This is a genomic window from uncultured Arcticibacterium sp. (assembly GCF_964021845.1).
Taxonomy (GTDB): domain Bacteria; phylum Bacteroidota; class Bacteroidia; order Cytophagales; family Spirosomataceae; genus Arcticibacterium.
This window is the reverse complement of record NZ_CAXHZC010000007.1, coordinates 220,643-234,407: the sequence shown is the minus strand read 5'-3', so window position 1 is coordinate 234,407 and position 13,765 is coordinate 220,643. Positions and strand designations below refer to the sequence as shown.

Here is a 13,765-nt window from a genome sequence, read left to right as displayed (position 1 = left end):
TTTTGCTGTTTTAGAAGCTGTACGGTCATTCTAAATCGGGACGAATAGAAAGTAGTTTAGACCTAATTTTGTAAGACATTAACCTATTGAAATGCAAAAAATAACACTTTCCATTCTTTTCGTATTTTGCTTGCTATGCTCGCAAGCTCAGATAGTAAAAGTTACTCCAGAAAATCCTAGCCTTAATGATGAAATAGAAATATTTTTTGACGCATCGAAGGGCACAAAAGGTTTGGTGGGAGCCACTAACGTTTACATGCATTCGGGTGTGGTTATTGACCAACCAAACGGAACGGCTTGGGAATATGTCAAAGGAAACTGGGGAGAAGATGATGGCCTAGGGAAAATGACCAAAGTGGTTGGTCAAGAAGATCTCTGGTCAATTAAAATCTCAAACATTGCCGCATATTATGGTGTGCGAACGGACATCAATATTTTCAGACTTTCCATGGTTTTTAGAAACGCCAGTGGAAGTAACGAAGGAAAAGGAACTCCAGGTGATTTTAGTGGTGGTAGCGTAGCTTCAAATGGTGATATTTACATTGATATCACGGTCAATAATTATGTCCAAATTTCAGCTCCTACAGCGTCTAGCATTTATTTGAAAGAAGACGAGGCTGTTAGTTTTAGAGCAGATGCATCTACTGAAGCTACCAAGCTTTCCTTATATTTAGACCAAGGTAAGGGTTTTGAATTATTAAGTTCGGAGGATAATAGTCGGACCATTGATTTTGATTATACACCAAAAGTAACTCAGAAAGCCACACTTTTAGCAGAAGCTATTTTTGAGTTAGACACCCAAAAAATAACAAAGGAATACCAATTTGTGATTCAAAAAACAATCAGTTCTAAGGAGGTGCCCCTTGGATTAAAAAAGGGAATAAATTATTCGGAAGACCAGTCTAAGGTAACTTTAGTATTGGAAGCTCCGCAGAAAAGTTTTGTTTACGTGGTAGGCGATTTTACCAACTGGGAAGTCCAAGATGAGTTTTTGATGAACAAGACTCCTGATGGCGAACTGTTTTGGTTAGAAATTGACAATTTAACAGCCTTAAAAGAGTACGTTTTTCAATACTGGGTGGACGGTGAAATAAAAATAGGCGACCCTTATGCCGATAAAGTAGCAGACCCATGGAATGACGGCGATATTTCAGAAGAGCTTTATCCTAATTTGCCTGCATATCAAAGAACTGATTTTGGCGTAGCTACTGTTTTACAAACTGGTCAAAATTCCTTCGAATGGAATCAAAGTGAAAATTCTTGGCAGAAGCCAGCCAAAGAAAACTTGATAATTTATGAACTGCTAGTTCGTGATTTTATAGGCTCACACAGTTATAAAGACCTTTCTGATACCCTCAGTTATTTGAAAACCTTAGGCGTTAATGCTATTGAACTTATGCCTATTATGGAGTTTGAAGGGAACGAAAGTTGGGGTTACAATCCAAGCTACTTCTTTGCTCCTGATAAATATTATGGTTCAAAAAATGATTTAAAGAGTTTTATTCAGAAAGCACACCAAGAAGGTTTTGCTGTGATTTTAGACATGGTTTTAAATCATGCCTACGGTCAAAACGCCATGGTGAAAATGTATTGGGATGAGGCCAATAATAGACCAGCGGCAGATAGTCCCTGGTTTAACGAAGAACCAAAGCACCCATTTAATGTAGGCTATGACTTTAACCATGAAAGCGTTTATACGCAGTCTTTTGTAGATGATGTGAACGCCTACTGGCTCAATGAATTCCATTTTGACGGTTTTAGGTTTGATTTGTCAAAAGGGTTTACGCAAACCAATAATCCTAATGATGTTGACAAATGGGGGCAAAAAGATGATGCTAGAATAGCTATTCTCAAAAGAATGGCATCTAAAATATGGGAGCAAAAAGAAGATGCTTATGTGATTTTGGAGCATTTTGCTGTAGAAAGCGAAGAGAAAGAACTTCAAGAGGCTGGAATGCTAACTTGGGGAAATTATACGCATACCTATGGAGATTTACTGACAGGAAAAGCTACCACAGACATTTCTGATGTTGCTGACTTTGGGAAAGTGGCTTACATGGAAAGCCATGATGAGGAGCGATTGATTTATAAAGCCGATAATAGTACCATAAAAACAACCACCTACGATACCAACAACGAGCTAATAGCACTCAATAGAAACAAAATGTTGGCCGCTTTTTTCTTTACGCTGCCTGGACCAAAAATGATGTGGCAGTTTCAAGAACTCGGCTATGATGTGGCCATCGATTTTAATGGAAGAGTAGGAAATAAACCACAAGCATGGGGTGAAGGTGGCTTAGGCTATTACGAACAAAAAGAGCGAAGAGACTTATACAAAGCTTATGCAGCTATCATAAATCTTGTTCAGAATAACAGAACTACATTTTCAGAAGGAACTGTCAAAACTTCTTTAAATCAAGCCGTAAAAAGTATAAGTTTTGAGGCAGATGAGATGGGTGCCTTTATCGTTGGAAACTTTGACATAAATACTCAGTCGAAAGAAATAGTATTCCCTAAAGCAGGAAAGTGGTTTGAATACTTTTCAGGTGACTCATTAAGTCTTAGTACTGAAAAACATGTATTTGAGCTTAGCCCCGGGGAGTTTCATATTTATACTTCGGTGAAGCTTCAGGAGCTAGAAGAAGGTTTGCTTACCACTTTTGAGCCTATTGTTTTTACGGAGCCAGAGAGTTTTTCAGCTGGGACGGGTGTAACGCTTAATTTGCGAGCAAACTTGGCAGAGAGTGAGGGCAATTTTAAAGAGCTTGACCAGATATTTCTGGCGGCAGGTGTGGTAACAGATTCGCCTAATAGCGTCGATTTAAAATATTTGAAAATTGACCCAAGTGCTGAGAACGAACTTACTTTAAGCTCTGCTGAAGAGAATATCTGGCAATTAAGCTTAAACCCAAGGGCGTATTTCAATGTTCCAGAGCAAGAAGAAATTTATAAAATTGGTCTTTATTTAAAAAGTAAGGATACGCTAACCCAAGGCTTTGGTTATGGTAAAGAATTAATCTGGCTAAACTTGAAATCAGAAGCGGAGGTAGTAAAAATTAGCCCAAAAGAGTTTTATAAAAACACGCCAATCACCATCACTTTTGATGCCGCTGCTGCTAATGGAAATGGCACGGCGGGCTTAGTAGGAGCTGAAAAGGTTTATATGCATGCCGGTATTATTACGGCTTCGCTTTTTGATGAAAACTGGGAGTACACCAAAGGAAACTGGGGACAAGATGACGGAATAGGTCAAATGAACAAAGTGAGTGGCTCTGATACCAAATGGCAGATTTCACTTACACCAAATAAATATTTCTCTGGTGTGCCGACTAGTGCCACTTGGTATAGAATAGCCATGGTTTTCAGAAATCAAGACGGAAGCTTAGAAGGGAAAAGTAAAACAGGGGGTGATGTTTTTATGGATTTTGCTATTTCTGAAGAGGTCATTTTGGCTACCGAGCCAAAACAAAAGATTTTGATTTACCCTAACCCTAGTGAGGGCGTTTTAAAAGTACAGTCGTCTGAGAAAATAATAGGAGCCTACCTTTTTAATATGAAAGGAGAAAAGCTGAAGACATTTGAAAATGTAAAGCATTTAAGCACCCAGGATTTGAGTTCGGGAACATATATTCTTCAGATTTTGACAGAAAAAGGAACACGAACAAAAAGAGTCTTTATCCGCTAATACACTTCATAATAGTACTCGAAAAGAAGGTCTCGAAAGATGGGGTTGTCGGTTTCTTGATTTAGAAGTTCCTGACCACTGTTCCTGATTAAATAGCCATTTTGGTCAAACTCAGGATTTAAAGTTCTTTCGTCTGACAGTATTCTGACACCATTAATGGTTTTATGTGTTACAATTTCCTTCTCTATACCTATGCGGTAGTCAAAAGCTTTTATTTTCGGAAATCCCTTAAAGGTAGGAAGGGCTGACTCTGGTAATCCGCTTTTTTGTAAAGTATAGTCCTGCTCAAAAATGAGCTCGTTTTTACTATACTTCTCGTATCTTTTTAAAAGCAAATCGCTGTCTAAAAAGGTATTCTCATTTTCTTTCGAGAAGGTAAACCCTTCATTTGTTTTAACATAATTTAGTGGGATATCATTGTTGTAGTCCACTATGGTTTTATTTCCGGAAAACTTGTTTGTGAAAATCGTTGTGCTGAGTTTTCCTTGGTTATCATAGCGATACTCCCGTACATTTTCATTAAAGTCTTCTAGTGATAATAATTCATTTTTATAGCTATAATTAACCTCGGCTTGGTCTACTAGTGTGATACTTTGGGCTTCGCTATATTTCCTTACCAAATAGCCTTCGGTGTTATAAAAGTATTCATGGGTTACCTTTACTGGGGTTATTTGTCCAGTGATATTAGAATAAGAAGTGTCGTTTTTTGCCTCTATTATTAGGTAGCCATTCTGGTCATAATTGTAAACTCCGGAGTAAATATCGGTTTTGTTTTCGTAAGTATAAACCTGTTTGTATCCTACCAGTCTTTGTCTTTCGGGTGTCGAAACTTCTGATTTCTCACAAGAGAAAAAGAAGAATGAAATTCCCAATAATGCTAAAAACTGTCTCATAGAAGTTTGAAATGACTCCAATGTACAGTTTTTAAGCAAAAGTATCTATTAGTTGACGCTTTAATAGTAATGAGCTAAACTATTATTTCTTTCTGAAAAGTACAGTAATAGTAGAGCCCTCAAAACCGAAACTTTCTCTCAGTTTGTTTCTCAAGAATCGTTCATAATCTTCACGAATATACTGCGGAAGATTACAGAAGAATACAAAAGTAGGCGAAGGTGTAGGTAGCTGCATGATGTATTTAATTCTGATATACTTACCTTTTACGGCAGGCGGAGGAGTGCGTTCAATGTGAGGAAGCATCACATCATTGATTTTTGATGTAGGTATTTTTAAGCTTCTATTCTCATAAACTTCCATGGCCTTTTCTATTACCTGAAATATCCTTTGCTTATGAAGTGCAGAAGCAAATATCATTGGCATGTAGTTCATAGGAGCTAGCCTTTCTAGAATCTCCTTCTTCATCTGGTCAGCTGTTTTAGAGCTTTTTTCCACTAAGTCCCACTTATTCATCATTAGCACAATTCCCTTCTTAGAATTATGAGCTTGAGCAATAATGTGCATATCCTGAGCCTCTAAACCCCTTTCTGCATCTAGTAAAACGATACATACTTGAGAGTTTTCCATGGCTTTAAGGCTACGTAAAACAGAGTAAAATTCTATACTTTCTTGAACCTTGGCTTTCTTTCTAATACCAGCGGTATCTGTTAAAATAAAGTGGTTCCCATAAAGTTTGTAGTGCGTGTCTATTGAGTCTCTAGTGGTGCCTGCTATGTCGGTTACTATACTTCTATCTTTACCTAAAAGTGCATTAAGGAAAGATGATTTACCTGCGTTTGGTCTTCCTAAAATTGATATTCTCGGTATACCATCATCAGGGTTTTCTATGCCATCGTCCTCAAAGTGTTTTACCACTTCGTCTAATAATTCACCAGTTCCAGAGCCATCCGTTGATGATATTGGGAAAACCTCACCCATTCCCAAGGAGTAAAACTCAGGAGCTACTAAAGATTGTCTTTCAAAAGTCTCCGCTTTGTTGGCAACCACTATTACTGGTTTTTTAGAACGACGAAGAATATTGGCAAAGTCGTTATCTAAATCAATTAGGCCTGTCATGGTATCCACTACAAAGAGCACAACGGTAGCTTCATCCAAAGCCATGGCTACTTGGTCTCTAATGGCACCCTCAAAAGTGTCTTCAGAGCCTACCACATATCCACCAGTGTCAATAACCGTAAAATATTTTTCTGTCCAGACAGACTCGCCATAGTGACGGTCACGGGTAACTCCAGAAACGTTGTCAGTTATGGCCATACGTTGCTCTATTAACCTATTAAATAAGGTTGATTTACCTACATTCGGGCGACCAACTATTGCTACTATATTTGCCATAATACTTTAATACTTTTCTAAAATTAATCCCTTTTTCTGAAAAGGGCTGCAAAGATACTGAAACAACGAGGATTATGCTTCGCTAAGTTCCTTTTTCACTGCACCTAGCGAATAAAGGTGCAGTGCTATCACGTAATAGTACAATTAAGGCTTAGCTTATTTCTCAAAACAAGCTAGAAAGCTCTTGGTAAGAGATTAGAAACAAGGCGACTATGGCCATTATAAAGCCTAATTTGTTTATTTTATTGAGCTTCTCCTGGAAAAAGATAGCGGCAACACTAGCTGAAAATATGATGACGCCAATGTTATAAATAGGGTAAACGAAAGCCCCACTATTACCAAAGGACGTAAGAGCCAGTATCAATAAATAGAATGACAGGAAGTTTGGAACGCCAAGAGAAATGGCCGCCAAAGCGTTTTTCCATGCCCAAGCTTCTTTGTTTTTAATTAAGCTGAAGCTCAAAAGAATAAGACCAGCTATTGCTGCTCCTAAAACCATGACCAATGTTACTGGAATAGTCAATTCAGGGTTTGGAATAAACTCCAGGTTCAGGTAATTAATAGCGGCATTGGTGATTCCATACATTAGAAACACACCTAATGGCAAATACCAGCTAGAAAGTGAAGAGTTTAGGCCATCTTCTGATTTTTGATAGGTGGCTATGCCTACCGCCAAAATAGCCAAGAAAAGACCTAGATAATTTAAGAAGTCAAAAGTTTTGCCTTGCGTTTCCAATAGTAGCAGACTTACAAGAACTGGAATGACCAGAGAAACATTATTTGCCAAAGAGGTAACGGTAATACCAGCTTTTTGGGTAGAGAGTCCTGATAAAACAAAAGTGATTATAAAGCCAACGCCTAAGGTCAAACAGTACCAAGTCCAGTTTTGAGATAAATCTAGAGCGAAAGATTGCCCTGCGGGCATCAAGAGCATTCCTGTAGCGAAACAAACTATATAGTTGAGAGAAATGGCATGAAGCGTATTAACACCAAACTTTGGGAATAACCTGAAGTTGACCAATAGTAAAACAGAGAAAAGAATGCTTGAAAGAAGGTAAATCATTTTGATAGATTAAAAGACTCTAGACATAAGACAAAAGTAGGGCCAATAAACACTAGGTATCAATCATCAAGCAACTGACACCCAACATCAGACACCCTAATACCCAAACCGCTTAACCTTATCTCTTTTTAATCGCCAATCTGCCTCCACCTTTATGTATTGCTGCAAGAAGACTTTCTTTTCAAAAAACGCCTCCATCTCCTCTCTAGCTTCTGTACCTACCTTCTTAATTCTTTCGCCTTTATGGCCTAAAAGTATGGCTCTTTGTGAGGAGCGTTCTACGTATATTTCAGCGTAAATCTTTATGATGTCATCATCTTCTTTAAACTCTGTCACCACCACCTCACAGCTATAAGGAATTTCCTTTTTATAGTTGGTGAAGATTTTCTCACGCAGCATTTCTGCTGCAAAAAAGCGTTCAGGCTTATCTGTTAGTTGGTCTTTTGGGAAATATGGTGGGTGTACGGGTAGAAGTTTGACAACAGTTTCAAGAAGCTCAGAAACCCCTAAATTCTGCAATGCAGAGATTGTCAATATCTCCCTAGGGTTTAAAACTGTTTTCCAGTGATTTATTTTTTCTTGTATTTGCTCTTCCGTAGCTAGGTCAATTTTATTGATAATTAACAAAAGTGGAGCGTCAGACTTTCCAAGTTTTTGGATAACGTCTTCTTCGTCGTATTTCTCAAAAATGTCTGTAACAAAAAGAACCACATCAGCATCTTCTAGCGAGCCATGAACAAACTCCATCATAGAGTTATGCAGCTCATACATCGGTTTTATAATACCAGGTGTGTCGGAGTAAACCAGTTGGAAATCATCACCATTCATTTCGCCATTTACTATTCCCATTATTCTATGACGGGTAGTTTGTGCCTTTGAAGTGATGATAGATAGTTTTTCGCCAACCAGTTGGTTCATCAAAGTAGATTTCCCCACGTTTGGTTTACCAATAATACTTATGAAGCCAGCTCTATGTGTTTTTTGCATGGGGCAAAGATAGGTAGTAGTTTAGAAAATAACTTGTAACTAATGACGATATGGTTTTTACTCCCTAAGTTGTTTCTAGTCTTTTACGAGGATATACTTGGGGTATTCCATAATCGAGAGTTGGAAAAGGTTTTTCGAGTTAATATTTATCTTGATTTGGTTGTGGCTTATTAACGAAAAAAATAATTTGGCCAAAATAATAGTTTTAGTTCTGTAATAAGGTTGGGCTTTGTCCGATAATAGAGTTGATATATATAACAATTCGAAGATGTTGAGATTATCTTTTTTTTACTTAATGATGCTTGGTATAAATCTTAGCAGTCAAGCTAAGTTTGAGTTTGTATATACCGGGGAGGATACATATAAGCAGGAACAAATTTGGTCTTTTGAAAATGGACAGGCAAAATTAAAAGTACTAGGTACTAAGTCAGAGTTAAATAGTCGCTCAGTTGATTGGTTTAAGTCTTTGCTAGAATATGGCTCAGAAGTTGATTTGGTAATTGTCACTAATGATTTTATACGAATAAAGAATGAATTTGAATTGCATTACTTGTACACTAAAAACTCATTAAGAAACTTTCCAGTAAAGCTTGAGTTTGACTTGCACTTTTCAGAAGATGAGATTATCATGAGTGTAGTTAGCTTTGGGACTAATTATCCAGAAGAGAGGTTAGATATGTTTTTTGCGAATGAAGATTTAATAAGACTAAAACCTTTTAAACTTGTTAGGAAGAAGCTAAAGAAAACTAATGAGTACAATCAAATGGTTCGGATACAAAAAATCATGAATGACTATTTTTTGTCATTAAAGAACTTTCTTTGACATCTTTTCGACTCGTAGATGGAGTATACTTCTATTCCTGCTTTCCTTAGGTCAAGGATAAAGGAATGATCTATATTCTCATCCGCAAGTATCATTAAACGGTAATAAGGATTTCTTCATTAGCCAAGCTATCAGCAGCATATGCCATCGCAGCTTGAATTTGTTTTAAATTCAAGCTAGGATACATTTCTAAAAGGGCATTCATGGTAGCACCTTGAGATAGTTTCCTTAAAATGAGTTCAACAGATATTCGTGTTCCTTTTATTACTGGCTTGCCAAGCAATATATTATGGTCAGAAGATATTAAGTCGATGTACTTTTTCATAAGCTCAATCAATATATTCAAATTTACTTAAAATATAGATTTGGCAGCAATAATTAAACACAAAAAAAGAGGCCAAATGACCTCTTTTCTGTTTTTAGTAGCGGGAGTAGGACTCGAACCTACGACCTTTGGGTTATGAGCCCAACGAGCTGCCAACTGCTCCATCCCGCGATATTGGACTGCAAAAGTACAAATTATTTTTGAAACTCCAAATTGTGGGTGATAAATAATTAATGTTTTTTTGTTTTTATAGCTAAAAGGGCTTCACGTACCTATATTGCTATCTAAACCTTTATTGAAACTCGATTTGATTAATATAGTAGAAAGAGCTCAGGCTCATTTAGAAAGAGTAGCTGTCCGCAGTGAAAACAAAGATTATACGTATCAAGACCTTTTAAATAGCTCAGAAAATATTTCGCTTGCTTTGTTGCAGGGTAGGAAAGACCTAAAAGAGGCTAGAATTGCTTTTATAGTAAACCCCGGTTTTGACTACGTAGCCATACAGTGGGGAATTTGGCGTGCTGGTGGCGTGGCAGTGCCGCTTTGCGTTAAGCACCCCTATGAGTCATTGAAATATGTGATTGAAGATACACAGGCCAAAACCATTATTCATTCAGATGAATATGAACCTTTGGTTTCCAAGTTTAACAAAGAGTTATTACTAAACAGAAAGAATGTTTTAGCCACTTCAGGTTATTTGCCAGATATAGATGAAAGCAGAAGAGCCATGATTCTCTATACCAGCGGCACCACGGGAAACCCGAAAGGTGTGGTGAGTACGCATGCAAACATTGAGGCTCAGGTTACCTCATTGGTAGAAGCCTGGGCATGGCAAAAAGAAGATAGAATATTGAACGTGCTACCGCTGCACCATGTGCATGGTATTATTAATGCTACTTGCTCTCCTTTATGGTCTGGGGCTTGTGTAGAGTTTATTCCTAAGTTTAATCCAGAAAGTATCTTTGAGGTTTTCTGTAAAGGTGAAGTCAATATTTTCATGGCGGTGCCTACTATCTATTTTAAACTCATAGCTCATTATAATACGATGGAAGAAGAGGCTCAAAAAGACGTTTCTGATGCACTGAATAAGTTTAGGTTCATGGTTTCAGGTTCGGCGGCTCTGCCAATATCTGTTTTAGAGCAATGGCGTGCCATAAGTGGTCAAACACTTTTAGAAAGGTACGGAATGACAGAAATGGGAATGGCCATTAGTAATCCTTATGAAGGAGAGCGTAAACCCGGTTATATAGGTCAGGCTTTGCCAAAAGTGACAGTTAGACTAGCTGACGAAGAGGAAAATGAAATTACAGACGGAAGTCAAGGGGAAATTCAAATAAAAGGGCCAAACGTCTTTAAAGAATATTGGCAGAAGCCAGAAGCTACCACAGAGACTTTTACGGTAGATGGTTGGTTCAAAACAGGAGATATTGCTGTTTTTGAAGAAGGAGCGTATAGAATCTTAGGTAGAAATTCGGTTGATATTATTAAGTCTGGTGGGTACAAAATTTCGGCATTAGAAATTGAAGAAGTACTTAGGAAATATCCCGGCATAAAAGACTGTGGTGTAGTAGGTGTTCCTGACGATGAGTGGGGAGAAATTATTGGAGCCAGCCTAATTGCAAAGGAGTCGGAGATTGACCTAAAGGCACTAAATACTTGGCTAAAAGAAAAGCTTCCAAACTATAAAATGCCGAGGAAATACATATTTCAGGAAGATTTACCAAGAAATGTCATGGGCAAAGTGACTAAGAAAGAATTGAAAAAACTACTCTAAATAAGACGAAGGATTATGAAAATTTATGGAGTAGCCTTATTGGCCTTTTGTTATTTAATAGGCAAACTTATTGGTACATTTTTAGGCGAAACCATTGGTGTAAATGGCGATGTTGGTGGTGTGGGTTTTGCAATGCTTTTGCTGATTTTGCTTAATGCCTATATGAAAAAGAAAGGCTGGTTAGAAGCCGAAACTGAGAAAGGAATATTATTCTGGAGCTCCATGTATATTCCTGTGGTGGTGGCTATGGCTTCCATTTTAAATGTAAAGGCTGCCCTTTCAGGTGGTTGGGTCGCTGTTATGGTAGGTGTTTTGGTGACTTTGGGTTCGTTCTTATTGGTTCCTGTCATTTCTAAAATTGGGAAACCTAAAGCCTAACCATGGAGTTACTAAAAACCCTTATTGATAAAAACGGACTAGTCTTCGCCTTTCTTCTAGTAGGTGTTATTATGTTATTTTCTTTCTGGTTTTCTGGAAAGTTCTTACGCAAAAAAATACCAGGAGTGGCCATAGCAGTATTAATTGGCTTATGGCTGGCCACTTTTGGCGGAGAAAAAGGAATTTCTAATGTGCCATATTTTGCAGGGATGGCATTGCTTGGAGGCTCTATGCTCAGAGATTTTACCGTGGTAGCCACAGCCATGGGAGCAGATTTAGATAAAATCAAACATGCAGGCTTGGCCGGTGTGGTCGCATTATTCGTGGGTGTAATCTTCTCATTCTTTTTTGGAGTAGTAATAGCCGCGGCTATGGGCTACACAGATGTAGTAAGTTTGACTACTATTGGGGCCGGAGCATGCACCTATATAGTAGGGCCAGTAACGGGGTCCGCACTAGGAGCCAGCTCTGATGTGATAGCCATAAGTATAGCTATAGGCGTAATAAAAACAGTGGTTACCACCATAATAACACCTTTAATAGCAAAACGAATAGGTTTAGATAATCCGCACTCGGCCATTGTTTTTGGTGGATTGATAGGTACTTCTAGCGGAGTGACAGCAGGATTAGCCGCAACAGACCCCAAATTAGTGCCTTATGGAGCCTTAACGGCTACTTTTTATACAGGCTTGGGTTGTTTGCTTTGCCCATCCTTGTTTTATATCATTTTGAATGCACTTGTTTAAGTCATTTGCCCTCATATTTCAATCACAAGCTTATATTTGTGGCAGATTTGAATTTTACCCTAACGCTATATAAATAATTTTATGAATTTTTCAACCTTAGATTACGTCATTTTTGCGGCTTACGCTGTTCTAATCCTTGGGGTTGGGCTGTGGGTTTCTCGTAAAGGCGAAAAAACATCTGAAGACTATTTTCTTGCCAGTAAATCACTTCCATGGTGGGCTATTGGAGCATCTTTAATTGCGGCGAATATCTCAGCCGAACAGTTTATTGGGATGTCTGGTTCTGGTTTTGCTGGTGGTTTGGCTATTGCTTCTTATGAGTGGATGGCAGCTATAACTTTGCTTTTGGTAGGTAAGTATTTCTTACCAATTTTTATCGAAAAGGGGCTTTATACTATTCCGGAGTTTGTTGAGAAGCGGTTTAGTACACAGTTAAAAACTATTTTGGCTGTTTTCTGGATAGGTCTTTATGTTTTTGTCAATCTTAGTTCAGTGCTTTATTTAGGTGCTTTGGCTTTAGAAACTATCATGGGTGTGCCTATGATGTACGGTGTGGCAGGTTTAGCACTTTTTGCAGCAGCATATTCGCTTTACGGTGGGCTTTCTGCCGTAGCTTGGACAGACGTGGTTCAGGTGGTATTTTTGGTTCTTGGTGGTTTGTGTACTACCTATTTGGCTTTAAATACACTTTCAGATGGTGCGGGTGTGATTACAGGTTTCAAGCAAGTGTTTGCAGCTGTGCCTGAAAATTTCCACATGATTTTAGACCAGTCAAATCCAGAGTATCAAAACTTGCCAGGTATTTGGGTTTTAGTTGGAGGACTTTGGGTGGCTAATCTTTACTATTGGGGTTTTAACCAATACATCATTCAAAGAACCTTGGCGGCAAAGTCGCTTCAAGAAGCTCAAAAAGGTATTGTTTTAGCAGCGGCTTTAAAATTGGTGATACCGTTTATAGTGGTAATTCCTGGTATTGCGGCATATGTTATGGTCAATGACCCTGAAGTAATGGCTAGGTTAGGGGATTTGGGTCAATCTAACCTTCCAAGTTTAGAGCAGGCAGATAAAGCTTATCCTTGGTTGTTACAACTATTGCCTTCGGGTCTTAAAGGAGTTGCGTTTGCGGCGTTAACAGCGGCTATCGTTTCCTCTTTAGCATCCATGCTTAACTCTACTTCTACCATTTTCACTATGGATATTTATAAAGAGTATATCAATAAAAATGCTTCAGAAGGGAAATTGGTTAACATTGGTAGAATCTCTGCTTTTGTAGCTTTAATCATTGCTTGTATCATGGCTCCACTTTTAGGAGGAATTGACCAAGCGTTCCAGTTTATTCAGAAATACACAGGAATGGTGAGTCCTGGTATTTTGGCGGTATTTATGTTAGGTCTTTTTTACAAGAAAACTACCAATAGAGGTGCTATTTGGGGAGCATTGCTTTCAATAGTTATAACGGCTTCTTTCAATATTTTCACAGACTTACCATTTATGCATCAAATGGGCTTGTCGGCCGTATTGGCTGCATTGGTAATTGTGATTATTAGTCACTTGGATAGCAATGGCGAAGAAGACCCTAAGGGTATTGAGTTATCAAAGAAAACGTTCGAAACAAATGCGACTTTCAATATCTCCGCTTTCGCTATCGGAATAGTGGTGATAGCATTATATGCTTTGTTTTGGTAGGTCAAATTAATT

The 13,765-nt window shown here is 38.1% G+C and carries 11 protein-coding genes and 1 tRNA gene; 6 read left to right on the top strand and 6 right to left on the bottom strand.

Going from position 1 to position 13,765, the window contains the following annotated elements:
• Positions 1–91: 91 nt before the first annotated feature.
• Positions 92–3,685, top strand: a complete 3,594-nt coding sequence (locus AADJ06_RS18595) for an alpha-amylase family glycosyl hydrolase (protein WP_341227995.1) — start codon at positions 92–94, stop codon at positions 3,683–3,685.
• Here the strand turns inward: AADJ06_RS18595 and AADJ06_RS18590 are convergent.
• The 4 genes from AADJ06_RS18590 to era form a co-directional block, all read right to left on the bottom strand.
• Positions 3,682–4,578: a hypothetical protein gene (locus AADJ06_RS18590; RefSeq protein WP_341227994.1), complete on the bottom strand. Its 897-nt coding sequence runs from the start codon at positions 4,576–4,578 to the stop codon at positions 3,682–3,684. The two genes, AADJ06_RS18595 and AADJ06_RS18590, sit on opposite strands and share 4 nt — an antisense overlap.
• 82 nt (positions 4,579–4,660) lie before the next feature.
• A complete protein-coding gene (gene der / locus AADJ06_RS18585) occupies positions 4,661–5,971 on the bottom strand; it encodes a ribosome biogenesis GTPase Der (RefSeq protein ID WP_341227993.1) in 1,311 nt (436 codons plus the stop codon).
• Positions 5,972–6,134: 163 nt separating this feature from the next.
• Entirely contained in the window at positions 6,135–7,034 is a 900-nt protein-coding gene (locus AADJ06_RS18580; RefSeq protein ID WP_341227992.1) for an EamA/RhaT family transporter, read from the bottom strand.
• A gap of 96 nt (positions 7,035–7,130) precedes the next feature.
• A complete protein-coding gene (gene era / locus AADJ06_RS18575) occupies positions 7,131–8,021 on the bottom strand; it encodes a GTPase Era (protein ID WP_341227991.1) in 891 nt (296 codons plus the stop codon).
• A gap of 295 nt (positions 8,022–8,316) precedes the next feature.
• Here era and AADJ06_RS18570 point away from each other — a divergent pair, with 295 nt between their 5' ends.
• Positions 8,317–8,844 (top strand): hypothetical protein, encoded by a 528-nt coding sequence (locus tag AADJ06_RS18570; RefSeq protein ID WP_341227990.1) that lies wholly within the window; start codon positions 8,317–8,319, stop codon positions 8,842–8,844.
• A 94-nt stretch (positions 8,845–8,938) separates the two neighbouring features.
• Here AADJ06_RS18570 and AADJ06_RS18565 read toward each other — a convergent pair whose 3' ends face one another.
• Together AADJ06_RS18565 and AADJ06_RS18560 are read right to left on the bottom strand one after the other, a co-directional pair.
• Positions 8,939–9,169 carry a DUF433 domain-containing protein gene (locus AADJ06_RS18565; RefSeq protein WP_341227989.1) on the bottom strand — a complete coding sequence of 77 codons (231 nt, stop codon included), beginning with the start codon at positions 9,167–9,169 and terminating at the stop codon, positions 8,939–8,941.
• A gap of 98 nt (positions 9,170–9,267) precedes the next feature.
• A tRNA-Met gene (locus AADJ06_RS18560) sits at positions 9,268–9,340 on the bottom strand.
• A 136-nt stretch (positions 9,341–9,476) separates the two neighbouring features.
• Between AADJ06_RS18560 and AADJ06_RS18555 the strand changes: the two genes are divergently transcribed.
• From AADJ06_RS18555 to AADJ06_RS18540, 4 genes are all read left to right on the top strand, one after another.
• Positions 9,477–10,943: an acyl-CoA synthetase gene (locus AADJ06_RS18555; RefSeq protein WP_341227988.1), complete on the top strand. Its 1,467-nt coding sequence runs from the start codon at positions 9,477–9,479 to the stop codon at positions 10,941–10,943.
• 15 nt (positions 10,944–10,958) lie between these two features.
• On the top strand, positions 10,959–11,321 hold the full coding sequence (madL, locus tag AADJ06_RS18550) for a malonate transporter subunit MadL (RefSeq protein WP_341227987.1): 363 nt from the start codon (positions 10,959–10,961) through the stop codon (positions 11,319–11,321).
• Positions 11,322–11,323: 2 nt separating this feature from the next.
• Complete coding sequence (madM, locus tag AADJ06_RS18545; RefSeq protein WP_341227986.1) at positions 11,324–12,067, top strand: malonate transporter subunit MadM; 744 nt, start codon at positions 11,324–11,326, stop codon at positions 12,065–12,067.
• An 81-nt stretch (positions 12,068–12,148) separates the two neighbouring features.
• Entirely contained in the window at positions 12,149–13,753 is a 1,605-nt protein-coding gene (locus AADJ06_RS18540) for a sodium/sugar symporter (protein WP_341227985.1), read from the top strand.
• The last annotated feature ends 12 nt before the right edge of the window (positions 13,754–13,765 follow it).

Excerpts from the sequence above, each read along its gene's own strand:
- AADJ06_RS18590 (WP_341227994.1), bottom strand. The coding sequence starts at position 4,578 with ATGAGACAGTTTTTAGCATTATTGGGAATTTCATTCTTCTTTTTCTCT.
- AADJ06_RS18565 (WP_341227989.1), bottom strand. The coding sequence starts at position 9,169 with ATGAAAAAGTACATCGACTTAATATCTTCTGACCATAATATATTGCTT.
- AADJ06_RS18570 (WP_341227990.1), top strand. The coding sequence starts at position 8,317 with ATGATGCTTGGTATAAATCTTAGCAGTCAAGCTAAGTTTGAGTTTGTA.
- AADJ06_RS18580 (WP_341227992.1), bottom strand. The coding sequence starts at position 7,034 with ATGATTTACCTTCTTTCAAGCATTCTTTTCTCTGTTTTACTATTGGTC.
- AADJ06_RS18540 (WP_341227985.1), top strand. The coding sequence starts at position 12,149 with ATGAATTTTTCAACCTTAGATTACGTCATTTTTGCGGCTTACGCTGTT.
- madL (WP_341227987.1), top strand. The coding sequence starts at position 10,959 with ATGAAAATTTATGGAGTAGCCTTATTGGCCTTTTGTTATTTAATAGGC.
- AADJ06_RS18595 (WP_341227995.1), top strand. The coding sequence starts at position 92 with ATGCAAAAAATAACACTTTCCATTCTTTTCGTATTTTGCTTGCTATGC.
- madM (WP_341227986.1), top strand. The coding sequence starts at position 11,324 with ATGGAGTTACTAAAAACCCTTATTGATAAAAACGGACTAGTCTTCGCC.
- der (WP_341227993.1), bottom strand. The coding sequence starts at position 5,971 with ATGGCAAATATAGTAGCAATAGTTGGTCGCCCGAATGTAGGTAAATCA.
- era (WP_341227991.1), bottom strand. The coding sequence starts at position 8,021 with ATGCAAAAAACACATAGAGCTGGCTTCATAAGTATTATTGGTAAACCA.